General features: G+C 56.8%; 24 protein-coding genes. 12 read left to right on the forward strand and 12 right to left on the reverse strand.

Features of this window, described 5'->3' with window-relative positions; all coding sequences use genetic code 11:
• Positions 1–6: 6 nt before the first annotated feature.
• The 5 genes from LPU83_RS65935 to LPU83_RS65955 form a co-directional block, all read right to left on the reverse strand.
• Positions 7–1023, reverse strand: a complete 1017-nt coding sequence (locus tag LPU83_RS65935; RefSeq protein WP_024319081.1) for an ABC transporter substrate-binding protein — start codon at positions 1021–1023, stop codon at positions 7–9.
• Positions 1024–1154: 131 nt separating this feature from the next.
• Positions 1155–1559 (reverse strand): alpha-hydroxy acid oxidase, encoded by a 405-nt coding sequence (locus tag LPU83_RS65940; RefSeq protein ID WP_024319080.1) that lies wholly within the window; start codon positions 1557–1559, stop codon positions 1155–1157.
• A gap of 3 nt (positions 1560–1562) precedes the next feature.
• Positions 1563–2852 (reverse strand): hypothetical protein, encoded by a 1290-nt coding sequence (locus LPU83_RS65945; RefSeq protein ID WP_024319079.1) that lies wholly within the window; start codon positions 2850–2852, stop codon positions 1563–1565.
• A gap of 32 nt (positions 2853–2884) precedes the next feature.
• Positions 2885–3151 (reverse strand): UTRA domain-containing protein, encoded by a 267-nt coding sequence (locus LPU83_RS65950; protein WP_425301976.1) that lies wholly within the window; start codon positions 3149–3151, stop codon positions 2885–2887.
• On the reverse strand, positions 3105–3938 hold the full coding sequence (locus LPU83_RS65955) for an IS5 family transposase (RefSeq protein WP_037070297.1): 834 nt from the start codon (positions 3936–3938) through the stop codon (positions 3105–3107). Before LPU83_RS65955 ends, LPU83_RS65950 begins: the two co-directional genes overlap by 47 nt.
• Positions 3939–4138: 200 nt before the next feature.
• Here LPU83_RS65955 and LPU83_RS65960 point away from each other — a divergent pair, with 200 nt between their 5' ends.
• The 6 genes from LPU83_RS65960 to LPU83_RS65985 all read left to right on the forward strand — a co-directional run bounded on the left by LPU83_RS65960 (position 4139) and on the right by LPU83_RS65985 (position 11364).
• Complete coding sequence (locus LPU83_RS65960; RefSeq protein WP_037068948.1) at positions 4139–5521, forward strand: IS701 family transposase; 1383 nt, start codon at positions 4139–4141, stop codon at positions 5519–5521.
• 81 nt (positions 5522–5602) lie between these two features.
• A complete protein-coding gene (locus LPU83_RS65965; protein ID WP_024315975.1) occupies positions 5603–7372 on the forward strand; it encodes a GMC family oxidoreductase in 1770 nt (589 codons plus the stop codon).
• Positions 7373–7488: 116 nt separating this feature from the next.
• Positions 7489–7896: a c-type cytochrome gene (locus LPU83_RS65970; RefSeq protein WP_024315976.1), complete on the forward strand. Its 408-nt coding sequence runs from the start codon at positions 7489–7491 to the stop codon at positions 7894–7896.
• Between the two features lie 31 nt (positions 7897–7927).
• On the forward strand, positions 7928–8305 hold the full coding sequence (locus LPU83_RS65975; RefSeq protein WP_024315977.1) for a DUF488 domain-containing protein: 378 nt from the start codon (positions 7928–7930) through the stop codon (positions 8303–8305).
• 264 nt (positions 8306–8569) lie between these two features.
• On the forward strand, positions 8570–10105 hold the full coding sequence (locus LPU83_RS65980) for an FAD-dependent oxidoreductase (protein WP_024315978.1): 1536 nt from the start codon (positions 8570–8572) through the stop codon (positions 10103–10105).
• Positions 10106–10542: 437 nt separating this feature from the next.
• On the forward strand, positions 10543–11364 hold the full coding sequence (locus LPU83_RS65985; RefSeq protein ID WP_024315979.1) for a universal stress protein: 822 nt from the start codon (positions 10543–10545) through the stop codon (positions 11362–11364).
• Between the two features lie 409 nt (positions 11365–11773).
• On the opposite strand, the gene LPU83_RS65990 is transcribed toward LPU83_RS65985, so the two are convergent.
• A complete protein-coding gene (locus LPU83_RS65990) occupies positions 11774–12409 on the reverse strand; it encodes a uracil-DNA glycosylase family protein (protein ID WP_112334170.1) in 636 nt (211 codons plus the stop codon).
• A 146-nt stretch (positions 12410–12555) separates the two neighbouring features.
• Positions 12556–14151: a cytochrome c oxidase subunit I gene (gene ctaD, locus LPU83_RS65995; protein WP_024315980.1), complete on the reverse strand. Its 1596-nt coding sequence runs from the start codon at positions 14149–14151 to the stop codon at positions 12556–12558.
• Between the two features lie 1090 nt (positions 14152–15241).
• Here ctaD and LPU83_RS66000 point away from each other — a divergent pair.
• From LPU83_RS66000 to LPU83_RS66010, 3 genes are all read left to right on the forward strand, one after another.
• Positions 15242–15889, forward strand: a complete 648-nt coding sequence (locus LPU83_RS66000; RefSeq protein ID WP_024315982.1) for a BON domain-containing protein — start codon at positions 15242–15244, stop codon at positions 15887–15889.
• 95 nt (positions 15890–15984) lie between these two features.
• The gene (locus LPU83_RS66005; protein ID WP_024315983.1) at positions 15985–16332 is read left to right on the forward strand and encodes a carboxymuconolactone decarboxylase family protein; all 348 of its coding nucleotides are present in this window, start codon (positions 15985–15987) and stop codon (positions 16330–16332) included.
• 231 nt (positions 16333–16563) lie between these two features.
• Positions 16564–16854, forward strand: coding sequence for a hypothetical protein (locus LPU83_RS66010; RefSeq protein ID WP_024315984.1), 291 nt, complete (start codon positions 16564–16566; stop codon positions 16852–16854).
• A gap of 434 nt (positions 16855–17288) precedes the next feature.
• Here the strand turns inward: LPU83_RS66010 and LPU83_RS66015 are convergent, their stop codons facing one another.
• The 4 genes from LPU83_RS66015 to LPU83_RS66030 all read right to left on the reverse strand — a co-directional run bounded on the left by LPU83_RS66015 (position 17289) and on the right by LPU83_RS66030 (position 20112).
• A complete protein-coding gene (locus tag LPU83_RS66015) occupies positions 17289–18242 on the reverse strand; it encodes an ABC transporter ATP-binding protein (RefSeq protein ID WP_024315986.1) in 954 nt (317 codons plus the stop codon).
• 515 nt (positions 18243–18757) lie between these two features.
• Positions 18758–19057, reverse strand: a complete 300-nt coding sequence (locus LPU83_RS66020; RefSeq protein WP_024315987.1) for a helix-turn-helix domain-containing protein — start codon at positions 19055–19057, stop codon at positions 18758–18760.
• A gap of 118 nt (positions 19058–19175) precedes the next feature.
• Entirely contained in the window at positions 19176–19580 is a 405-nt protein-coding gene (gene rnk, locus LPU83_RS66025; RefSeq protein WP_024315988.1) for a nucleoside diphosphate kinase regulator, read from the reverse strand.
• A gap of 25 nt (positions 19581–19605) precedes the next feature.
• Positions 19606–20112 (reverse strand): PTS sugar transporter subunit IIA, encoded by a 507-nt coding sequence (locus LPU83_RS66030; protein ID WP_024315989.1) that lies wholly within the window; start codon positions 20110–20112, stop codon positions 19606–19608.
• Between the two features lie 497 nt (positions 20113–20609).
• Here LPU83_RS66030 and LPU83_RS66035 point away from each other — a divergent pair, with 497 nt between their 5' ends.
• The 3 genes from LPU83_RS66035 to LPU83_RS66045 all read left to right on the forward strand — a co-directional run bounded on the left by LPU83_RS66035 (position 20610) and on the right by LPU83_RS66045 (position 22464).
• Complete coding sequence (locus LPU83_RS66035; protein ID WP_024315990.1) at positions 20610–21023, forward strand: DUF5602 domain-containing protein; 414 nt, start codon at positions 20610–20612, stop codon at positions 21021–21023.
• 101 nt (positions 21024–21124) lie between these two features.
• Positions 21125–21547 carry a plastocyanin/azurin family copper-binding protein gene (locus tag LPU83_RS66040; RefSeq protein WP_082321381.1) on the forward strand — a complete coding sequence of 141 codons (423 nt, stop codon included), beginning with the start codon at positions 21125–21127 and terminating at the stop codon, positions 21545–21547.
• Between the two features lie 110 nt (positions 21548–21657).
• Positions 21658–22464, forward strand: coding sequence for a two-component system sensor histidine kinase NtrB (locus LPU83_RS66045; RefSeq protein WP_231052130.1), 807 nt, complete (start codon positions 21658–21660; stop codon positions 22462–22464).
• On the opposite strand, the gene LPU83_RS66050 is transcribed toward LPU83_RS66045, so the two are convergent.
• Entirely contained in the window at positions 22461–23312 is an 852-nt protein-coding gene (locus tag LPU83_RS66050; RefSeq protein WP_024315993.1) for a LysR family transcriptional regulator, read from the reverse strand. The genes LPU83_RS66045 and LPU83_RS66050 overlap by 4 nt on opposite strands.
• Positions 23313–23690 lie beyond the last annotated feature (378 nt).

Genomic DNA, 23690 nt, shown 5'->3' on the forward strand with positions numbered 1-23690 from the left:
CAGAGGTCACTTGTTCGCTGCATCGACAAACGATGTGTCGATCATGCTGTCGGCGGAAACGTCCTGGGTCACGAGGCCGGCTGTTTTGGCCGCCTTCAGAACGTCGGCGAAGGTCTTGGTCTTGAAGTCACCGGCAAAGGCCTTGGCTGCTTCAGCAGAGGTATAGTATTGGACACCGTCGAAGGCCGTTTTCAGATCATCCGGGGAGGCGCCCACGGCCTTCGAGATGATGGCGCGGTCCTCCTCGGTATTGGCCTTGTAGTCGGCCAGAGCCGCATCCCAGGCCTTGATCATGGCCAGAACCTGCCCAGGCTTCTGCTTCAGCACCTCCTCGCGAACGACGAGGACGTCGGAGACAAGGCCCGGATCCTTGCCGGCTTCAAAAAGCAGCTTGATATTCTTGTCCTGGGCCAGCGCCGTTGAAATGTAAGGCTCGTAGGTGACAGCGACGGGAACACGGCCTGCAATCAATGCCGTTCCGGCATCAGCTGCGGGCATTGGCACACGGACGATATCGTTGATCGTCATGCCGTTGCTTGCAAGCGCGTAGTTCAGCAGGATGTCGCTTGTCGTGCCTTCCTCGAAGGCGATGTTCTTACCCTTGAGGTCAGCGACGCTCTTGATGTCGCTTCCGGCAAGGATTGCGTCCGCCTTCAGGCTGAAATCGAGAAGTGAGACGATCTTCACCGGCAGGCCGGCGGCGACCATGCCCATGGCCGTGTGCGTGGCGATATTGGCAGCGTCGAGCTGACCGCTGGCAAGTGCTGCGTTGATGTCTTTGTCTTCGCTGAAGTTGACAAGCTCGACATCCTCAAGGCCGGCTTTCTTGAACAGGTCTTTGCTGGCGGCGACGTGCCACTGACCGTAACCGAGCCATGGCTCGATGCCGATCTTGAAGGTGCCCGGCTCCGGTTTCGATGGGATTTGATCCTGAGCGCCGGCCTGCCCGGTAGCGAGGACGCCAACAATCCCGAGCGCGATCGCTGCGCGGGAAAACTGCTTGCTGATGGATTTGTAGTTCATTGGGAACCCCTCTTTTGATGATTTCATGGATCACATAGCTTGCATTTTCTGAAGCTTTACGCCCAACCATGAAGGTCATGGTGGGCGGATATCGCGTGTGGGTGCTTATTTCCTTTCACCGGCGTTAGTGGTCATTGCTTGAATATAAGGTGCGAGCCACGTTCCTTTAGGTCGGCGATCGAGCTCACACCCATCAAAGCCAAGATAATCGAGAACACGCGACGCAATGTCTCGATCGCACGGTCGACGCGAGCCTGGCCTGCAGTTGCAAGAGCGTACGCATGGGCTCGACCCAGGAGACCGACCGGTCCCAGCATAAAGGGAAGAGAATGTCGCCGTCCGAGGTATTCGGTCGACAGATCAGGCTCGGCATAGTCGACGAGAACGTGCTGACGCAGCCGCAAAAGCGAGAAATCGTCCTTGTTTCGACGATAGGTTTCCTCCGCAAAGGAGCCACCGTCGATGTAATCGAAGAAGAGCTTAGGCAATCGCCGGCGAGCGGCCAGCCGGAGGTCATCGATATTGACGATCGTCACAATCTACCCCTCCGGATCTATCGTTGCGAGGAAGCGGGTTACCAGGTCCGCGCCATCGTCAGGCTCCGAGCCTACCATCATAGCCACAGAAAGACCGATCAGGGAGGATGTCGGATTGTGGCTTGTAGCACCGGCCCGCAGGTTCATGACGAGTGTCGGGCAGAGAAAAAGCCCGAGTCGGACGACCTCTCGCCAGTCGGAGGGAAGCATGTCCCGCTGCTTGAGGCCTGCAAGCAACGGCTTCCACATTGCCTCGGCCTTCGTTTCCAGAAGCGCGGCTCGAACCGGGCTTAGTGTCCAGTCGAAACCCGCAAAGAGACGGCCATTCTCGTACTTGGCTGTCGCGTTGAATTTCTGTTCGGCAAGAGCCGGATCATAGAGCCAGTAAGGATGGGCAAGGATATTGTGGAAGGTCGTCTTCACCTCTGCAAGAAGCGTCGGCATGTGCTCGCCGGCAAAGGCCGGATCAAAGAATGATAGGCTCGCGCGCCCTTCCTGCCGTTCGAACCAGACATTAGCGTTATGGGCATCGCCATGTGCCGTCACCCCGCCACTGTCTGCCAGGCGGACAGGGTTCAGTCTTTCATGCGCGGCGTCGAACAGCTCCCCAAGCGTGTTGCGGTATTCGATGCCATTGATGACAAAGCGGGCTTTCGAGAGCGCATCCCAGGAAAGCGTGACGCCGGGAAATTCAAATGCCTTACCGACATAAAAGCTCGCCAGCCGACCACCGGGATACGTCCCGTCGGGCGCAGTGACCAGCCTGTCGTAGAACAGCCGGTGGACCGGCTCCTTTGCGACCTGCTCAAGCGTGACCGGATGCAGTGTCTTCAGGTAGACAGACAGGACGGCCTCATTGAGCCGGCGCTCCGCATCCACGGCCTGGCTTGCCATTTCCTTATCATGAAGCTCGTCGAGCGCGCGCAGAACATCAGAAAAGCGCGGATCCGTCCTGCGTCTGTAGACGAGGATCTGTTCGCCCGGAAGAGTCGACATCATGATCGGCTGGTCTACCGGCAGGCCGGCTTTGGCAAGGATATCGGCGCGATAGTACTCGCCGCTCATCTCCTCCTCATTTTCCTCCTGATGGAATTTGAAGAAGTACGGCTTTCCGTCGGCCTCAAAGAAGCCATTCAGCGAATTGAGGCTGTATTGGTCGTGGTTGATCGCCAGATCACGTGCTTCGATCCCAAACAGATCTCGCAACAGGTCGGCAAGAAGAGCTTCGGCACTGCCGTCGCGCTTGTTGGCTTTTTCCCGGATGGCTGCGGTCCGACTGTTGGGCTGCCCCATGATCTCTCACTCCTGGAATGACGCGAAGGTTTTCATTTTTTGGGCGGCAAGTATCTGCTGCCGAGCGAGTAGCGGCTGCCGACATAGGTGAAGGTATTGACCGTTGCGATCGCCTGCCCCGTCCACGTTTTTCGGTTGAGGACCAGGCAGCTGTCGCGCTCACGAATGTGCAGGAGGCGTGCATGTCTCTCAGTCGCCGGGATGGCGCTGATGAGATGCTCGACTTCGGTTAGAGTCGGACTCGAAAAGAGTTCAATGGTAACAATACCTTGCGAGACGTCTAGTGATGAGGCGGATATGGGCGATCATGATCCATGCCTCGGCTGAAGCGATGGATTTTTCGACGTCCTTCGCCAATCTCCGGCACCTTCCAAGCCATGCAAATGTTCGCTCGACGACCCAACGGCGTGGTAGCACTTCGAAGCCTTTGGTCTTGTCGCTGCGCTTGATGATTTCGACCGTGAAGCGACCGACCTTCTTCAGCTTCCGTTTCAATTTGTCGCCCGCATAGCCACCGTCGGCGAAAACATGCAGCAACCATGGCCATCTGTGACAAATGGATTTCAGTAAATCGGGAGCGCCATCGCGGTCCTGGATATCGGCGCTGTGAACCATGAGGCCAACCAGCAGGCCGAGTGTGTCGACGACGATATGGCGCTTGCGGCCCTTGATCTTTTTGCCGGCGTCGTAACCTCGAATGCCGCCGCTTTCGGTGGTTTTGACGCTTTGGCTGTCGATCACGCCTGCCGTAGGACTGGCCTCTTTGCCTTCCAGTTCGCGCGCCGCCATCACTAGATGGTGGTTGATGCGGGCCCAAAGCCCAATACCCCGCCACGCATAGAAGTATCGCTGAACCGTCGAGCACGGCGGAAAGTCCTTTGGCAGCATCCGCCATTGGCAGCCGGTCGAGGCGATATACAAAAGCGCATTCATGACCTCACGCAGCACCGTTGTTCGCGGTCGCCCAAGTCGACGGGGCGCAGGTAGGAGCGGCTCGACAATTCGCCATTCTCTATCCGTCATATCGCTTGCATAGCGTGCTGCTCGCCGGGCATATTGCCGACGGGTGGTTTCGGTCCAGGCCATCGTGAACTCCATCGAATCTTCGCAAATCCGAAGGAATCACAACCTGTTGAAATCACCCACTTCTTTTTGAGGCAGCCTCTTAGCTCGACTTTGTACAAAATCGGTGGTGATTTCGGGGGCATCTGAGCAGCCCTGGGTGAATCAATTCGCCGCAGGGTCCCGGCCTTGCGCCATTCGTTTGATCGGATTCGAACGAATGGATGAGCGAACAACATGATTGTAGCCGTGAGCCGGGAGACGCGGTCCCCCACATCCTTCGCAAATGGCTGTCGCCGTTTCGTTTCTGGTTTACCGCGCCAAGCTGGGAGCATCTGCTGGTCCTGGTGATGGGTGCGCTCCTTTCGCCTGGCAAGCGAACGGTGACGGCCTGCCTGCGCATCACCGGACGCGCGGAGGTAAGTAATTTTGCCGCCTATCATCAACTCCTCAACCGAGCCCGCTGGAACCCTCGCACGTTGGCGGCCCGTCTGCTGTCCATCATTGTTGCCCGGCTCGTGCCCGAGGGCCCTGTCGTGATTGGCATGGATGATACAATCGAACGGCGTTGGGGCCAACGCATCGCCGCGCGTGGAATTTATCGTGACCCGGTGCGCTCCAGCCATGGCCACTTTGTCAAAGCCAGCGGCTTGAGATGGTTGAGCTTCATGGTTCTTTCACCTGTCCCATGGGCAAAATGTATTAAAGCCCTGCCGGTGCTGACGATCCTGTGTCCCTCTGAGCGCCATGATCAGAAGAAGGGCCGAAAGCACAAGCTGCTGACTGATTGGGCAAGGCAAGGCGTCTTGCAGCTTTGCCGCTGGCTGCCGGGCCGCGAAATCATCTTTGTCGGCGATAGCAGCTTTGCCGTTCATACACTGGCTGCGGCTCTTCCCGACACGGCCACTCTCATCACGCGGTTGCGTCTGGATGCCAGTCTCTTTGCTCCACCAGATCAACGGCACGAACATACGCTCGGGCGACCGGCGCAAAAAGGCAGGCCATTGCCGAAACTGAAAACGCTCCTCAAAGACGCAAAGACCGAGTGGCAGCGCATCGTCGCATCGTCCTGGTACGGCAAGCAAACCGACAAAACCCTTGATGTCACATCAGGAACCGGCCTCTGGTATCGGCGTGGAACGCCCCCAAGACCAATTCGCTGGGTTCTCGTTCGCGATCCATCAGGCCGTCGTGAACCCCAGGCGTTCATGAGCACCAACGTCAACCTTGAGCCCGCTCAGATCATTGCCTATTTCGTTCGGCGCTGGCAGATCGAGGTCACCTTCGCCGAAACGCGAGCGCATCTTGGCGTGGAAACCCAACGGCAGTGGAACGACAAAGCCATCATGCGCACGACCCCGTCGCTGCTGGCGCTCTACAGCCTCGTCACACTCTGGGCATGCGATCTGCTCGGTCATGGCGTCCTTCCCTATGCCGCCGCCTGGTACAAGAAAACAGAGTTCACCTTCTCCGATGCCATCGGTGCGGTTCGCATGATCCTGTGGGATCAGGATATTTATCGACAGCACCCGCCAGACCCGGACATTCCTGAAACTCAACCAAGCCGCCTCAAGCGGATGACACAAGCACTTTGCTTCGCTGCATAATGTACAAAGTCGAGCTATAGGGCTGAACCGAAAGGCATCCAGGATCTCATTTAATCGACGGAAAAAGAAGGACAGTGCAAAATGGCCACCAAACTCAACGCGGTTGATGTCCTCATTGTCGGTCTTGGGTGGACAGGCGGCATCATTGCCAAGGAGCTTGCATCGACCAAGCTGAAAATCGTCGCCCTTGAGCGGGGAGGCCCGCGTGACACCAATCCAGACTTTATCGACCCACAGATCCATGACGAATTGCGCTACGCCGCCCGCCACGACCTCATGCAGAATGTGCGACGGGAAACCATCACATTCCGCAACGATGAATCGCAAACGGCGCTGCCGATGCGTCAACTCGGCTCGTTCCTGCCCGGCCAAGGCGTCGGCGGCGCCGGCGTACACTGGAACGGTGTGACCTGGCGCTGGCTCGAGTGGGATCATCAGGCGCGCACCCGGACAATCGACGAATACGGCGAAAAGATCATCCCTTCTGATATGCACCTGCAGGACTGGCCGATCACCTATGACGATCTGGAGCCCTATTACGACAAGTTCGAAAAGACATGCGGCACCTCCGGCAAGGCAGGTAACATTAACGGCCGGAAGATCGATGGTGGCAATATCTTCGAGGGATCGCGAAAGGACGAGTACCCGAACCCGCCGATGATTGCTGCGCAAAGCATGGTGATGTTCGAAAAGGCGGCCCGCAATCTGGGCTACCACCCTTTCCCCAACCCGGCGTCAAACGCCTCGCGGGATTATGTGAACCCCGATGGGGTGGCCTTCGGCCAGTGTCACTACTGCGGGTTCTGCGAACGCTTCGGCTGCGAGGCGAATGCCAAGGCGAGCCCGCATTTCACGGTCATTCCACTGGCGTTGAAGAACCCGAATTTCGAGCTGCGCACCAACTCGATCGTGCTGAAGGTCACTCTCGATTCGACCCGCAAGAAGGCGGTCGGCGTCACATATCTCGATGCACGCGGGCGCGAATTCGAACAGCCTGCCGATCTCATTATCCTTTCGGCTTACGCGCTCGGCAACGTCAACCTGCTGCTGCATTCGGGGATTGGCGTGCCCTATGACCCTAAAACGGGAAAGGGCGTAGTTGGGCGCAACTATGCTTATCAATGCGGTGGCCAGGCTACTGCCTTCTTCGACAAGAGGACCATCCTGAATCGTTTCATGGGCGCAGGCGCGCTCGGCACCTGCATGGATGATTTCAACGGCGATAACTACGATTTCGTGAAGGCGGGCTATATCGGCGGCGGCGGTATCAGCTGCAGCAACTCGGGCGCTCGGCCTATCCAGTCGCATCCAACACCACGCGGCACGCCGCGTTGGGGCTCCGACTGGAAGAGGGCAATGGTCGACAATTATGACCACGCGGCCAGCATCGGCAATCAAGGCGCGGTGATGGCCTACCGGCAGAACTACCTGAGCCTTGATCCGACCTACACCGACGTTTTTGGACGTCCGCTGATGAGGATGACATTCAATTTCCAAGACAACGAAATAAGGCAGATGAACGCTCAGGCCGACATCTGCGTAACAATCGCCAAGGAGATGGGTGCGACCAAGATCGATCGAAACGTCCCTCCCATTCCTTATTCGATTGTGCCCTATCAAAGCACGCACAATACAGGCGGGGCAGTCTTCGGGGCTGACCCAAGCACGAGCGTACTGAACAAGTATCTTCAGGTGTGGGATGTTCCAAACTTATTCGTCACTGGCGCGTGCGTGTTTCCGCAGAACGCCGGGAAGAACCCGACTGGCCCGGTAGGCGCTCTTGCCTATTGGGCAGTGGACGCGATCAAGAATCAGTATCTGAAGAACCCGGGCCCTCTAGTTCACGCCTGAGACAATGACTGCCCAAGCCGGACAAAGGATGCGGTTCCAGTAAGCGATTGTATCTCCGACATTCCGGGTGCAGTTCCGTCTTTCAGGCCGCTGATGCCCATTGAAAGAGGCAAAACATGAAATCGACCATGCTTGGATTGACGACTGCAATTCTGACCGCAATCGGCTCCGCCGATGCACAAGAAACATCTTCCGGCAATGCCGAAGCCGGCGCCCTCGTCTTCAGGAAGTGCATGGCCTGCCATAAGGTCGGCTCCGACGCCAAGAACGGAGTAGGTCCAGTCTTGAATGGTGTCGTCGGCCGAGTGGCTGGTGCATTTCCGGATTACAGTTATTCCCCGGCCAACAAGAATTCTGGTCTTACCTGGGATGAAGCGACGCTGACGGCGTATCTGCGCGCACCGCGCAAACTGGTCCCCGGGACAAAGATGACATTTGCCGGTCTTAACAAGGACCAAGAGATCGCCGACGTAATTGCCTATCTGAAACAGTTCAATACTCAGGGCGAAAAGTCGGTGCCCTGAGCCAGGCAGTGGACAGTAAGGATCGAGGTCGATGAGTAAAAAAATCTCCGAGCGAGTGAAATTGAAACGGGCATATGAAACCCCCGTGACTGACGACGGCATCCGCGTTTTGGTTGACCGGCTTTGGCCGCGCGGGGTCAAGAAAACAGAAGCAGCGATCGATCATTGGATGAAGGAACTCGCGCCAAGCACCGAGCTTCGGAAATGGTTTGGACATGATCCGGCCCGCTGGGACGAATTCCGCAAGCGGTACGCGGCGGAAATCCATGAAAATCGCGATGAACTCGACCGATTGCGCGGCCTGATAGCGGACGGCACGGTCACGCTCGTCTACTCAGCCCATGACGAGACGCACAACGATGCTGTCGTCCTCAGAGAGATATTGTTGTCCGATTTGCCGCCCAACTAAGAACACAAGAAAATGTCGTCCCCGACGAGGGCCTGTTTTATCTACATAAAACTTGTACTGAATTGCCGATTAAATTCGTTTGCACGACACCTAAGAAGGAGGGAAACTGCGTCGACTATAATTTCCGTCTTCAGTGTAGACCGAAACGCTCGACCGACTGAAACGTGAAGCGCGCTAAACAGATGAAGATTCTGGCTAGGTGACCTCCGAGTTCCCGCTTCGCTGTATCGACCATTTTGCCACCGGATCGCCAAGGAGAAGGATATGGCTGAAGTCCATACAAAACTAAACGGGCCGGATCTTGTCGAGGGCATCGCGCTTGCCGATCTTCCCGATGGAGGAAAGCTTCTTGGCCATTGCGGCGACGAGCAGGTGTTGTTGGTACGCTGCGGAGACGCGATCTTCGCGATCGGGGCAACATGCACCCATTACGGCGGGCCGCTCGTCGACGGACTTGTAGTTGAGGATACCATCCGGTGTCCATGGCATCACGCCTGCTTCGATTTGCGTACGGGCGAGGCCCTGCATGCGCCCGCCTTTAGTCCACTCGCTTGCTGGGGTGTAGAACAGCGCGATGGTCGGATAGTTGTGAAAGAAAAGCGCAAGCGGGCGGTACCGAAGCGGCGCGATGGACGCTCCCGCGAGGTTCCGGCTAGGATCGTCATAGTGGGAGGCGGCGCTGCAGGGTTCGCAGCAGTCGAGACATTGCGGCGCGAACATTATCAAGGCAGCATCGTCATGCTTAGCAATGACGACGCGCCTCCCGTTGATCGGCCCAATCTTTCTAAAGACTACCTCGCCGGTAAAGCACCGGAGGATTGGATCCTACTCCGCGGCGAAAGCTTTTACGCAAAGAACGATATTGATCTCCGTCTCAATGCGAACGTGGCCAGCATCGATATGGGTTCTAGCGAGGTTGTTCTCGCGGGCGGGGTCCGGATTCCGTATGACAGGCTGTTGCTTGCGACCGGAGCTGAACCGGTCCGCCTTACCATTCCCGGTGCCGACCAGCCACACGTTTACACGCTGCGCTCGTTCGCAGATTGCAAGGCTATCATTGAGCGGGCCGTGACAGCACGGCGCGCCGTCGTGCTCGGCGCCAGTTTCATCGGTCTGGAGGTTGCCGCGGCCCTGCGCACGCGCAATATCGAAGTTCATGTCGTGGCGCCCGATAAACGACCCATGGAGCGGGTCCTGGGCCCGCAAATGGGCGACTTCATCCGCACCCTCCATGAGGAGAATGGTGTCGTATTCCATCTCGAGAATACCGTCAGCAGCATCGACGGCACGAAGATGAAGCTCAGCAGTAACGATATCTTGACTGCGGATTTCGTCGTCGCCGGCGTTGGCGTGCGACCGCGGACTGAGCTCGCGGAAAAAGCGGGCCTGCGTGTTGACAACGGTGTAGTCGTGAACGCGTTTCTCGAGACGAGTGCACGAGGGATCTTCGCGGCTGGCGATATTGCGCGGTGGCCCGATCCCCACAGTGGCGAGAACATTCGGGTCGAGCATTGGGTGGTCGCAGAGAGGCAGGGGAGGACCGCGGCCCTCAATATGCTTGGCCATCGCGAGGAATTCATCGCTGTGCCGTTCTTTTGGAGCCAGCATTACGATGTTCCCATCAACTATGTCGGCCATGCCGCGCAATGGGACGAGATCGCGGTCGATGGAGACCTCATCGCTAAGGATTGCCTGCTGCGCTTCAAGCGCGCGGGGCGTACGCTGGCTGTCGCTTCGATCTTCCGCGACCTTGAGAGCCTGGAGGCCGAGGCGGAAATAGAGCAACAGATGGCGAGTTAGCAAAGCGCTCGGGCACAGCAATCAGAGGAAGAACGCAATCAGAAATCGCTGAGCAGAATGCCGGTGACTGCGAGGAGACACAACGTAGTAGGACATTGCATCACCCGTATTGCGCCGCGCCGATTTTGGTTGAAATGAACGGTGGTCAGTGGGACTCCCAAACGAAACGACCCGGCCGATAGGCCCTAAGGCCTGGCGGATTCAAGATACCCGGAAAAGATTGGCCACAAAAGGCGAACTGCTTGGACATGTTCGAGTAGGGACAACAGCGACGGTTGGCCGAACCTGAGAGTTCTTCGTGAGATGGTCGAGTATCGTCGCGTTTTTTAACGTCCCAAGGGGGCTGCGCTTTTGTCAAAGCGCTCCTCAGGCAAGCCCGCGGTCCAGCACTCGTTTATCCCAAGCGGCTCATTACCGGTTCATGGAAGGAAGATCAAATGTCCTACAAGTCAATCTTACTCAATCTCAACATCGACGGTATGGTCGCGCCTGTCATCGAGCTCGGTGTCGATCTGTCTCGGCGGTTCGATGCGCGCCTTATCGGCCTTTCGGCTGCCGATGTTCCGCCGCCCGTCGTGATGGACGCAGGAGTGGGCTTTGAAAGTGAGAGCGTGATACGTCAGTTGAAGAACATCGAGCGACGCCTAGAGGACCGTCGCGCGGAATTCAAGGATCTTACTGGCACAACGGTTGAGACGGAATGGCGTGGCGCGGTAGGCAGTCCGACCGGTTTGCTGATCGACTCGGCGTGTATGGCCGATCTCATCGTCACGGCGCCGCCAGAGGTGGTCTCTTCTGGCGACGTTCATCGTTCCGCTGATCTAGGTAACCTAATCCTTCAGGCAGGGCGACCTGTATTCGTCGCTTCGACCAATCAGCAGAGTTCCCGATTCAATAAGGTTCTTGTCGGGTGGAAGGACACGCGTGAAGCCAGGCGCGCAATTGTCGACGCCATGCCGTTTCTGCAACTGGCTCAAGAGGTTCATGTGATCACGATCGACGATGACGCGACGAATGAAACCTGGACAAGCTTGAACGATATTGTCGCCTTTCTTTCCCTTCATGACGTAAAGGCGAAGGCGGACGTGTTTTCCGAAAAATCCGACGGTCGAAGCATCGCCGATGTGGCCGATGCGATGAATGCGGACTTGACCATATCCGGCGCCTACGGCCACAGCAGATTCAGGGAGTGGATCTTCGGCGGCGCAACCCGCTCGCTGCTTGAGAATGATCGATTGAACCGGGTCATGTCGAATTGATCACATTGTCCAAACAGGCCGGGTTCGTGAACCGTGGGTTCACGGCGGACACCGATATGGAATTCCGGGGATCTTCGGTGCGGGGACCTCGCCCACTGGCCCGACCGTCTCACGTGCGCGTACATTCGCGCGTGAGGTCGCTGAGCGCCAGCGTCAGACCACGGCACGCAACATGCTTGTCCGTCGCGAGCCGCTCGATTGCGTGACATTTTTCGCGGATCGAACAGTACGATTTCAGCGTGCCCTACGTTGGTCGCGCCTAAGGATTGGACGAGGCGGAAATCGAAGGTGGTGCGCGGCGGCTTTTGTCCATCGCGACTTGGCGGGACTCAGCGCCAGGCCAGGCGGTTACGGCAATCGGACCTGACCTTGGCCGAATTGATCGAGACAATCAGATTTATCATGACGGTTAAAGAGGTGTAGCCGCGTTGCCTAGCATGGCAGCAACCCGGGTGTGCAGATGAGGCACCAACTCGTTCTCAAACCATGGGTTGCGACGCAGCCAGACTGTACTGCGCCACGAGGGATGAGGCAGCGGGATCACTGCGGGACCATAGTCGCGCCATGCGGCGACGGTCGCGGTCATCGACCGCCCTGAAGTATGCTGCAAAGCCCACTGTTGAGCGCAACTGCCGACCATAAGCGTCAGTTCCACCCTCGGAAGGCACGCCAGGAGAGACCGTCGCCAGAAAGCGGAGCAGCGGGGCGGTGGCGGATAGTCGCCGCCTTTAGGATTGGTGCCTGGAACGCAGAACGCCATAGGGACCACGCCAATTCGCGAGTCTGCATAGAAGGTGTCGCGATCTAGCCCAAGCCACTCGCGCAGACGATCGCCTGAGGGATCATCGAATGGCAGTCCACTCTCATGCGCGCGTCGGCCTGGGGCCTGGCCACAGATCAAGAGACGGGTCTCAGAGGTTACTTGGATCACGGGGCGGGGTTCATGGCTGAATTCCCTAGCACATGCGCGACAGGCACGAATGCTCGAAAGCAACGTGTCAAGTTGCGACCGTTCAGAACTAGCGGTTGCTTCGGGGCTCCCCAAGTCGAAGCTAGATGCAGCAACGTCCACCAAGTCGTTCCAATCCTATTGTTGCCTACCTTATGATCAATTCAACAGATTTGTTTGTCTGGATCTGTAGTCTCTTTCACGACGTTCTCCCGACCAAATGTGGAACTGGAGGGCGCACGTCAGAGAATGCGCGGCAGCTGTTGCCATTGATGGAAGGGTGGCGGCGACGGCAATTGCCATTCGAGCGTGGTCGCCCCTTCGCCCCATGGATTGGCGCCGGCTTTACGTTTGCGGCTGAAAGCCTCCACCACCGTTACAAAGAAGACCATAAGCCCGGCCGTCGAAATGTAGGACCCGATCGAGGAGACGAAATTCCAGCCCGCGAAAGCGTCGGGATAGTCGGCATAGCGTCGCGGCATGCCAGCCATGCCAAGGAAATGCTGAGGGAAGAAGACGAGATTGACGCCTATCAACGTAACCCAGAAATGCACCTGGCCGAGCGTCTCACTGTACATATAACCAGTCATCTTCGGAAACCAATAATAAAAACCGGCAAAGATGGCGAAGACGGCACCCAGCGACAGTACATAGTGAAAGTGCGCGACTACAAAATAAGTGTCGTGTAACACGCGATCGATGCCGGGGCTGGCAACCACGATCCCGGTGACGCCGCCAATGGTGAAGAGCAGGACGAAGCCGAGAGCCCAGAGCAATGGCGTTTTGAAATCGATCGATCCGCCCCACATGGTCGCCAGCCATGAAAATACCTTAACGCCGGTTGGAACGGCGATGACCATTGACGCGAAGGCGAAATAGCGCTGGGTGTCCGCAGACAGGCCGGAGGTATACATATGATGCGCCCAGACGACAAAGCCAATCGCGCCGATCGCTACCATTGCATAGGCCATGCCGAGATAGCCGAAGATCGGTTTCTTGGCGAAGGTCGAGATGACGTGGCTGATGATCCCGAAACCAGGCAGGATCATGATGTATACTTCGGGATGGCCGAAGAACCAGAACAGATGCTGGTAGAGGATCGGATCTCCGCCGCCGGACGGCGCGAAAAAGGCCGTCCCGAAATTGCGGTCCGTTAAGAGCATTGTGATCGCACCGGCGAGCACTGGCAGTGACATGAGCAGCATGAAGGCGGTGACCAGCATTGACCAGGCGAACAGAGGCATCTTATGCAGCGTCATGCCGGGCGCACGCATATTGAGGATCGTGGTGATGAAATTAATCGCGCCGAGAATCGAGGAGGCCCCCGACATGTGAATCGACAGGATGACGAGGTCGACCGCCGGCCCTGGCTGGCCGTCCGTCGAATAGGGTGGATAGAGCGTCCAGCCGCCGCCATGACCGAGCGTACCGGGCGCTCCTGGAACAAATATTGAGGTGATGAACAGCAGAAACGATATCACCAGCAGCCAGAACGAGAGATTGTTCAAGCGCGGAAAAGCCATATCGGGCGCGCCGATCATGATTGGCACCATCCAATTGCCGAAGCCACCTATCAGTGCCGGCATGAGGACGAAAAAGATCATCACCAGACCATGGGCACTAACGACAACATTGTAGACACTGGGATCGTCGAATAACTGCAAACCTGGTTCCTGCAGCTCCATGCGGATCAACACGGAAAGCGCGGTACCGAGAACTCCGGCCATGATCGAGAACAGCAGGTAGAGCGTCCCGATATCCTTGTGGTTGGTCGAGAAAAACCACCTGACGAGAAACCGGGGCTTGTAATCATCCAAGACTGTGGCTGGATTAGACATGATGTGCTTCCTGCTCTTCACTGCCGGCAGGCGGGCCGATTCAACGATGGACGACAGACATTTTCCACCCGCCGTCACAAGGGCATCAGACCTTGCCTGCGCTCATCCATTCCTCAGCGCCTATCGCATCCATTGGAACGTCGTCCGGCTGTGGATAGATGTTCTAGGCCCTGCTGCGGCCGTAGCCGACACCGACGACGTCGGGGCGCTTCACATCGCTGCCACTCAAACGGGAATATCTTCCTGATCATCCATTGCACGCTCCAAATCCGTCAAACCGGCCGTGCATTGAACGTTGAGCTGTATAAAATAACAAAGCAAACGGAATTAAATGCAGTATTGATGCAGGATAATTGCACTGAAATCGAATGCTCTGATGGATATCGACCGCGTCCGCATGTTTTGGAATCGTTCATTTCGGCAGCTTTCTGAGGGTCAAGCCCCCTGACCCTCCGGAGGATGACGGCGGGACGAAGTAGATCGGCCGCGGAATGGTTACGGTCGGAAAAACCAATCAAGCTCGCATCGAAATGTCAGGTCGATGGCTTGCGCGCGACGTGATTGCGTGGAAAATACCGAGGTCCGTGAGAGCACCGCACCATTTTGCGCATCCGCCATCCCTTGGACAGAGCGGGGAGGCCGTCGACGACCAACATCGCCTTAGGTTGTTCCGGTTACCATCTTCGCTCCCTGTCCACTACAGACAATGCGATAGAAGTGTGGGGAATTAGGACCTGCTGCGACAGACGCCCCGCAGCAGGTTTGGCGCGAAGCCCGGTGTATTTCCGGAAGGCCTAGCGCTGCGTTATCGAAATGAACCGGGCAATGAGTCAGGTTCTTGTGTTGGTCGCGGTCGGCCGTTTAGCTCGCGGCACCTATCATAAATATTGTATTCAAATGGTAATCCTATTCATTTGTCAGATAGATGCACGGCGCCGTATAGTCGGGCCACTGGATGCGGAAGTGCATCTGGGTGCTAGTTGGTAAGCCTGTCTAAACGCGTTCGTCGCAACCGGCGATCGCCAATCGTCACGGCGGAATCCGATGCAGACAAGGTGAAATCTTCCGACTAAACAGAAAGGCTACTGTCATGAATGACAACACATTGAGGCAGGATATCGTCGACGAGCTTAACTTCGAACCGAGCGTCGATGCGGCGAATATCGGCGTGGCCGTCGAGAACGGCATCGTCACGCTGACCGGGCACGTTCCCACCTACTTCCAAAAGACCAAAGTCGAGGACGCCGTGTGCTGGGTCAAGGGCGTCAAGGGGATTGCCGAGGAGATCGAAGTTCGTCCGTTCGGCTCTAATAAAACAGCAGACGACGAGATCGCCAAACGAGCGCTGGACATGATTAACTGGAACACCGCCATCCCGGTGGATGTTGTCCAGGTTAAGGTCCAGAGAGGCTGGGTCACTCTCACCGGTGACGTGGAGTGGCAGTATCAGAAGAACGCCGCTTCTGATGCGGTCAAAGGCCTGGCGGGTGTGTTCGGCGTTGCGAACAACATCGCCGTCAAGCCGCATGCCTCGGCCTTTGATGTCAAGAAGCGCATCGAAGATGCGCTAAAGCGCAATGCTGAAGTTGAAGCGGCCGCCGTCAAGGTAAACGTGCTCGACGGCGAGGTCACGCTTGAAGGTCGTGTCAGCCTATGGTCGGAACGCAGTGCTGCTGAACGTGCGGCGTGGTCAGCTCCGGGTGTGAAGCTAGTGGTGGACCGAATTGCCGTAGCCTGAGGCCAAGCTTGATGCCGTGGGGAGCGGATCTGTCCGTTTCCCTTTTTGGTCAGCTCTGCAAAAATTCCCACGGTACCTTGAGTACGGAGAGATTGATGTCCGAAACGATGTATCCATCGTCCACCCGGGAGTTTGCACAGAAGCGTCGCGAACTGGCGCCTGAGACTGAGGCCGCCTTCCAGGCGTTTAGCCAGAAGGTCTTTGCCGAGGGCGCCTTGCCTACAAAGGTCAAGCAGCTCATTGCCGTCGCCGTCGCGCATGTCACGCAATGTCCCTATTGCATTCGAGGTCATACTAAAGCGGCCCTTCGACAGGGAGCCTCGCGCGAGGAATTGATGGAGGCGATCTGGGTCGCAGCCGAGATGCGGGCCGGCGGCGCCTACGCTCATGCAACCCTTGCAATAGCGGAAATGGAGACATCAGCGTCGCCAAAGAATACGTGAGCACAACATCAAGAGAAGTCGGTGCGTTAGCGGCGATAACGGCATCGACGCTAACGGGGACGATCGCCTTGCCGACATCGCCCGCCGCATTGGCTCTCGCCGACCTCAACTCTTAAATGCCGGCGCGCTTGAATAAATCGGTCGATCGAAAAGGCCGGGCTATCTTCCTCGCATGTTCGGGCGTGCGCTGGAGCTTGACGAAGATAACCCGAAGGCAAAGGAGGAACGACCATGCTGTCGACGGAGCGGGATTTCAAGCGAGGCGGTGAACACATGGCCATCCCCACGCAAGGCGAAATTGAAGGAAAGCTGCTGGTGTTCGAAGTGGTTGCCGTCGCTTGTTTGGAAGAACTTCTGAAACACGAGCACACGCATACGATTTCCAAAGTCCGACGGCGGGTCTTGCACGATCTTAAGGAAAGATGCCGGCCGCTCAAGTTACGTGCGGAGGACGAGAAGGCTACGATCGACTATGCATTGGGCGTGCTCGACGCGGCTGTGGCAGCAGCGTGCTCCCGGTAGTGTTTCAGCCAAAGGAGGTCGCTCATCAAGGAATGCCGGCCATCGATTATGAAGATCGGAAGGGCGCAATAACCAGACGTCCCCTTAACCATCGCGGGCTAGCCGGAAAACCTCGTGACCAGAGCTTCACGCGGTTGTCAGAAATGCTGCCTGAGCCGCGGGCTCCAACCGTGAAAGCTATCGAAAGCTGTGAGAGAGATGGGCAGATGGAGCTTGATCAAGCTTACGATTCCATGCGGCGAGGTGTCGATCTCAAGCCAAGTTCTGAAAGGTATTTGAAGGCGAAGCTCGCGTCTGGCTCATATCTACTCCCACGCAACATCAAGGGTCAGTTCGAGGCTGGAATGAGGCGCGGCTTGCCGTGACAAAGTGGCCGATATCGGGACGCGGGGGAATACTGACCCTGTGATGTAGGCAGCGTCGCTCCGACGAAATCACGTCGGTACGACGGCATCAGACCGCGGCTCGTCCGATGTTTCGACGACGCTGGCGTCCCGGATGAGCCCATACTTGACCTGCGTGACTTTGAGGTCACGATACCAATCCACCAATGCTCCCCAAGGGTCAGAGATCCTGTTGAGGCCGACAATGAAGGCCACGACAGTTCCAATCTCTGTTTTGCCAGTGATGACGTAGTAGCCGCCAAGCGCGAATATTCCGGCGAATCCGAGGTGAAGCATTAGGTTGATCAGGAAATTCAATGAATATTTGAGCTTGTAAATGCTCATGTTCGTTGAGAACAGCCTTTGAACATGGGCCGCCTGGTTGTTCGATGCTTTCGGTGAGGAATCGTGCTCCACCATTTCTTCGCTGAGGTGTCGCATGACCGTTATCTTCGTCTTGGCACGTTGATTGATGAGGCTCTGCAGAATAGGGACGAGGATAACCTGGGGAATGAATACCGCTGCGACAGCCAGCGCCAGGAACGGCTGCAGATAGATCATGTAGCTGCCGACGGCCGCAAGAACACCCACTTGAAGGACAGGCTCGGAGATGCTGGTGCCGATAAATCCGCCGACCGGCTCGGCCTCGGCGAGCACGATGGATATTTCAACGCCTTCCGCCAGCGTCGTCTGTTCATCCACGCGCTGCTTTCGCGCGTCAAGAACCGCCATCCGCAGCCAGCGGATGGCCACTTCGCCAATCCAGCCACGATAGATGTTAAGAACCAGCTTCACACCCCCTTCGGTCAGAACGAGTGCGAGGTAGGCCAATGCCAACACCAGGATACTATTGACGCCAGAGCCTTCCGCTGCGCCGTTGATGATCCTTCTCTGAACCTCGAGCGGCAGGATACTGACGGTAAAGAGGAAGATCGAAAGCAGGAGCAGCATTGTCTGATGGACGCTACCCATCGTGAAGATGAAGCCGGTGAGCGTGCGCGGCATGGCACTTTCCGTCCGGGATCCAGTGTGCGGTTCCCTTGCGTCTGTGGCTGGCTGGGCTTGCAACGTGCTCTCGGCTCTCATCCTGACACTCTCCAAGCGGCGAGGTCAAATTAGCCCTCACAGAGCATTTCATTGACCTATTGCAACTGCGATCGCCGTCGAAGGCGAACTGACGGATCGAGGCCAACCGTCCCGATTCGACCCAACCGTCTGTCGATGAAGATGGGGCCTTTCGCTATCGGAAAGAGCCTTCACAGAAGGCTACTATATCCCACAGCCTGTTTCGAACTTTTCCGGCTGCAGCCCAAGAGACGAGTGTTTGGGTAAGTGAACTTTCAAAGCGTCTCCGCTGAAAATTTCTCCTCATCCCGGCCCAGAGTCTGGAGATGGAAAGGAACACAACCGCTGTGTGGCCAGCGACCCGGGACGCGAGCTCGGATACCGAAACGCGGCGCCCGCCCAAGTGAAGTCAACAAGGCCGGGCAACAGCGAATACCTTAACCTGACGACGTCACTTACGGAACTCGGTCGGATGCAACTATGCCGCCTTCGTTTTCCAGTATGGAGATACGTTTAGCTTCAGATTTTGTGAATTTCAGGCGCACACCGATGCCGCGGCCGTTATCAGAAATGAAGACAGCGCCGGCGGTTTCCAAAGCTGATTGCAGGGCAAACACATCATCCTCACTTGGTTTCGCGAGTTTGCGCTCAAAATGCACGATGGTTTCGATGCTAACGCCGGCAGATATTGCGAGACGCTCGCGCGAGAAGTCGATAAGTGCCCGTGCTGCACGACATTGGGAGCCAGTGATCATAATTTACTCTCCGTTGAAGAACACGATCGCCCAAGTGGGCACCGTAAGGTGGCCTGACGAACGCTCGCTGCAACTATCGCTCGGTCTGATTGCAAACGCGAACTCACCTTTAAATGCGCTATGACATTCCGGTAACTGCTAAAACCGTCAGCTTATGCTGCCGATCATCTCGTGCGGTCCAGTGCATCGTCTGGCCCGCTGCCAGACCGAGAAGGGCAGTCCCGATGGGAGTGAGGATGGATATCTTTCCTTCGGAAATATCAGCGTCTTTCGGGAAAACAAGGGTGACTCTCCGCGCATCTCCGGTGTCAGTCTCATACTCTACCGTCGATCCCATGCGCACGACATTCCAGGGCACCGAGACGTCGGCAACCACGCGTGCACGTTCGAGCTCACGTAAAAGACCATCGGAAATCTCGGGAAGGCGGCCAGCGCCGCCAAACACAAGATTGTTCAATCGCTCGTGATCTGTCTCGCCAATCACGATTGACGGCATTCGTGGGTTCTTGACGTGTTTCTTCATTTTTTGCTTACGCCTCTTTTTTGGTTCAACTAAGCGACACCCAGGTAGCGGCTCGGTCGGAGATGGAGCGCTCGTTAGTCGCTCTTTGGTCACCGTCCAGGATTGCCATTACCTCGTCGGAGGACCGTGCCAGTCGCAATCCCTTCCTAATTCGAGGTGCTCGAACTACCCGGCATAGTTGGGCAAGCGCAGGCAGGAAGGTGGCAGCGGCAACGCGAGGCCAAAGCAGGGTGAACACAAGGTCGACGGGGTCGCCGTCGGGGCTTCCGAAATGAATAGGAGTCGCTAATCGCGTGAACGACGCGACAGGACACGAGATCGATTGGAACACAGCATGCGGGACGGCGATACCGTGGCCAATACCTGTTGCGCCGCTACTTTCGCGCTTCCAGAGGCGCCGAAAGACAGCCCGATCATCGAGCCCAGTTCTTTGCGCAATCTTGACAGCAATCTTCGACAGTGCCGAGCGCTTTCCCTTTGTCATAAGGTCAAGGAAAATAACTTCCTTCGATAGGTTTCTGAAAATCATCATGGTCGCCCCTAAGCCGAGCCGCGCAAGTGCAATCAAAGTGCGTTTGGCACTCCGTCTGCAGCGGTGTCACATTGAATTGAGGTGCTGGCGGACCCGGACGTGAAGTCAGAAGAGTTCGCGTCCGGGCTAGAGGCCTGCTTTGAGGCGTCCTGGGTCTCGCTGGTGCATGTAAATAATCATAGTAACTAAAAGATGGTGAGAGATTTTTTGAAATCAAGTGAGTGTAAAAAATCTAGGATCACAGTTGAGTTCGCGATCGCGCGTTAAGTTTACTTTCGGTTAGCGGCCCGGCGGATAGGAATATCCTTCCATTATGCAATAGCGGTTGTGGGCCGAACCAATTCAAATGCACAAATACTGCACTGAAATGCCAGTTTATTTCGTTGGACTAATGTTACTCCTGGCTCTTGAATGGCTATACCCGACAGGTCGTGCAGGCAGCCGAGCTGCGGGAATGTAGGCGGTCGCCAGTTTGAACGAAAAAAGGATGTCTCTCGATGAAAAAACTTCTCCTCGTACCTGTTCTGACACTGGCCAGTTCGCTTTGTGCTATGGCGGCGGATGACGTCGCAAAATCGCCACCGGCCGCCCCTTATCAGCAGGTTAGCAAGCTGGTGAAATTACCTGACTTCCTGCCAGGAATGGGCCAGCTCTTCGTCGATCCAACGACATTGCCGGCCGGTCCGTTCCTCGCATACGATCACGACGGAAAGCTGGTCAGCACGATCTATATGTTGCCGACCAAGGATCTTAATCCGGACAAGTCATTCGATAACCTTGCAGCGCCCGGCGGGAACGTCGACCACGTCGATGTCTACTACAATGCCGGCCATCCAGGTGTCGAAGAACCGCATGTTCATGTGGTGCTGTGGCATGTCGCAGCGGCCGGCGAAGAAAGTGTCGCCAAATGACGGTCGTGCGGCGTGACGTGCTGGGCTTGGGCGGTGGGCTACTCGCCGCCCTTTCCCTGTCCAGGCGAGATGTATGGGCCGAAGAGGTGGTGGAGATTAGGATGCAGGGGCGTGCCGATGGCTCGCATGTTTGGTTCGATCCTATCGGTGTTCTCATCAAACCCGGTCAGATGGTCCGTTGGATCAACCTCAACCCCGGCAATTCGCATACGACGACCGCCTATCACCCAGCAAACTTCGGGAGACCGCTCCGCGTTCCTGAAACGGCAAAATCCTGGGATTCAGACTACCTTCTGCCTGACGAGAGCTTTTCCGTGACCTTCACTGAGCAAGGGGTTTACGACTATTATTGCGTTCCCCACGAGCACGCTGGAATGGTCGGTCGCATTATCGTCGGCAAACCAGAAGCACATGGCGGCTGGATGGAGCAGGTTGCTGCAAGCCGCGGCCTCCCGGATGAGGCCCTCAAAGCGTTCCCAACGGTAGAAGAGATAATGGCGAAGCGGCTAGTCCGTCAGGCTTAGAGAGTGGCGTCGACGGGTTCGGCTGTTGTCTACCGACAAAGGCGAATAAAACAAGACGGTGCGTACGGGGGACCGGAGTTTCCTGACGCCCGTCGGTGAATAGGGGGTGGATGACCATGACAAACATGGCGTTTCAGAAAGAGATTTTGCTGCAATCGAAGGCGGAGCACAGCGGTCGCGATGAGGCAGCCCAACAGCGCGAGCGCGCGATGAATCGGCTTGCGTCCTTGGGCGAGATGACCAGCGGTATTACTCACGATTTCAGAAATCTCCTAGCAATCATCGAATCCGGCCTGAGGCTCGCCGAGCAAAAAGCCCACCAACCGGAGAGCGTGCGCGCCTATATCGCCGCGGCCCGGGAAGGGGTCGACCGAGGTGTCGAGCTGACATCCCAGTTGCTCACGTTTGCGAACTTCAAGGAACTCGAAGTTCAGGCATCGGATCTGAATGAACTCGTCAAGTCTTTCGAGGCTTTCCTCAAATATGGCGCTGGGCCACGCACCCGCGTTATGATCGAAATCGGCTCCGGCATCCCAAGATGTCTAATCGATCCGTCGTTGTTCGACGCCGCCGTGCTTAATCTTGTCCTTAACGCTCGGGATTCCATGCCAAACGGCGGCGAGATTTGGATCAAAACAGATCGATTTGTCGAGACCGCTTCTCCGCCCGGCCAGGAGCCGCCACGAACCTATGCGCGCCTTCGCGTCATGGACCGCGGCTGTGGCATGCCGTCGGAAATCTTGCAAAAAGTGCTGGACCCGTTCTTCACGACGAAGGGCGAGAACGGAACCGGAATGGGATTAGGGCAGGTGCATGCAACGATGCAGATGGTTGGGGGCCATCTACGCATTGCCAGTGAGCGAGGAACCGGAACCACGGTCGATCTTCTGTTTCCATCGATCGAAGCGACCGCTTAGGCCTCCATGTTGGCCTGGGAGATGGCGCGTAGCCCCGCCAGGGCAGGGCCTACTACGCTCTCGTCAGCAGTTGCAGACCTCACTGTGTAAACCGGGTAGGAGAATTGCGGCATTTCAGGAACGAGGTGAAGCTGCCCCGCCGCTATGTACGGCTCCACCGCGCCCATCCTGAAATACCCGGAGCCACCGTTCGCAAGAACATAGCTGAGTGCTAGAGGGCCGAGATCAAATGAGAGGTCCGGTGTGACATCCGGGAAACTCATGTCGTGGTGCAGCACGAAATCCGGCCCCCAATCCATATAGACGTAGTTCGTCTCCTCAAGGCGCTCCGCACCGGGTTCGGTTGTCACAAGCACGAGCTTTTCTTCCATTAGCAAATCGATTTTGAGGCCGGGGCGATGTTGTGGCGCATACATGATCGCCACATCGACTATCCCGGAAGCGACCTGATTGATCAGGTCCTGAGGCACGTCGACATGTACGCGCAGCGCGATATCAGGAAGGGACTGACGAATCCAGCTGACCCAGTTCAGCAGGAGTGGTTGCGCAAGCGTGACCTCGCTGCCGACCGTCACGACCGCTCGGCGGCCCGCCGGCACCGCGACCTGTTGACGAGTGCGCTGCCATAACTGGACGAACGTTGGCGCGTGGCGCAGGAACTGCTCGCCAGCCGGCGTGAGAGACGCTCCGCTTTTATTCCGAATGAAGAGCGGTCGGCCAAGCAATTGCTCGAGGTTACGAATCCGCGCGCTGACGGTCGTCTGAGCAACGTTCAAGCGCTCGGCGGCGCGAATAAAACTTCCCGTTGAAACTATCTCCAAGAACGTACGAGCGAGTTCAATGTCCATCGAGGTATAGCATAAAAATTGCGCTTAAATGTCAATCAAATTCGTTTGCCAAATACTGGTTTCGCGGTAAACTTTGGTGAATGTTCAGATGCTCGCTCTGCGCAGTCAGTTGTCTTACTCTGACTCGTCTTCTCGCCCGCCGCATTTCCTAGCAGCGCGATCGGACAACCCGCGTCGATCAGAGAACAGAGCCAGGCGACATTGGTCTTCGCGACTTCATCACAAGGCTTTTCGCGGTGGGGGCAGCAGGCACTTCGCCTCTCGCCGCGGCGGCGGAGTTTTCGGACGAGCCAGTTGGACGGTTGCGACAACCGATAAGTGGGCGCGACCGACACCACGACAGTCGCCGGAGATCCTCACACTGTCAACTGGAGGTTT

The sequence above is a fragment of the Rhizobium favelukesii genome (assembly GCF_000577275.2).
GTDB classification, from domain to species: domain Bacteria; phylum Pseudomonadota; class Alphaproteobacteria; order Rhizobiales; family Rhizobiaceae; genus Rhizobium; species Rhizobium favelukesii.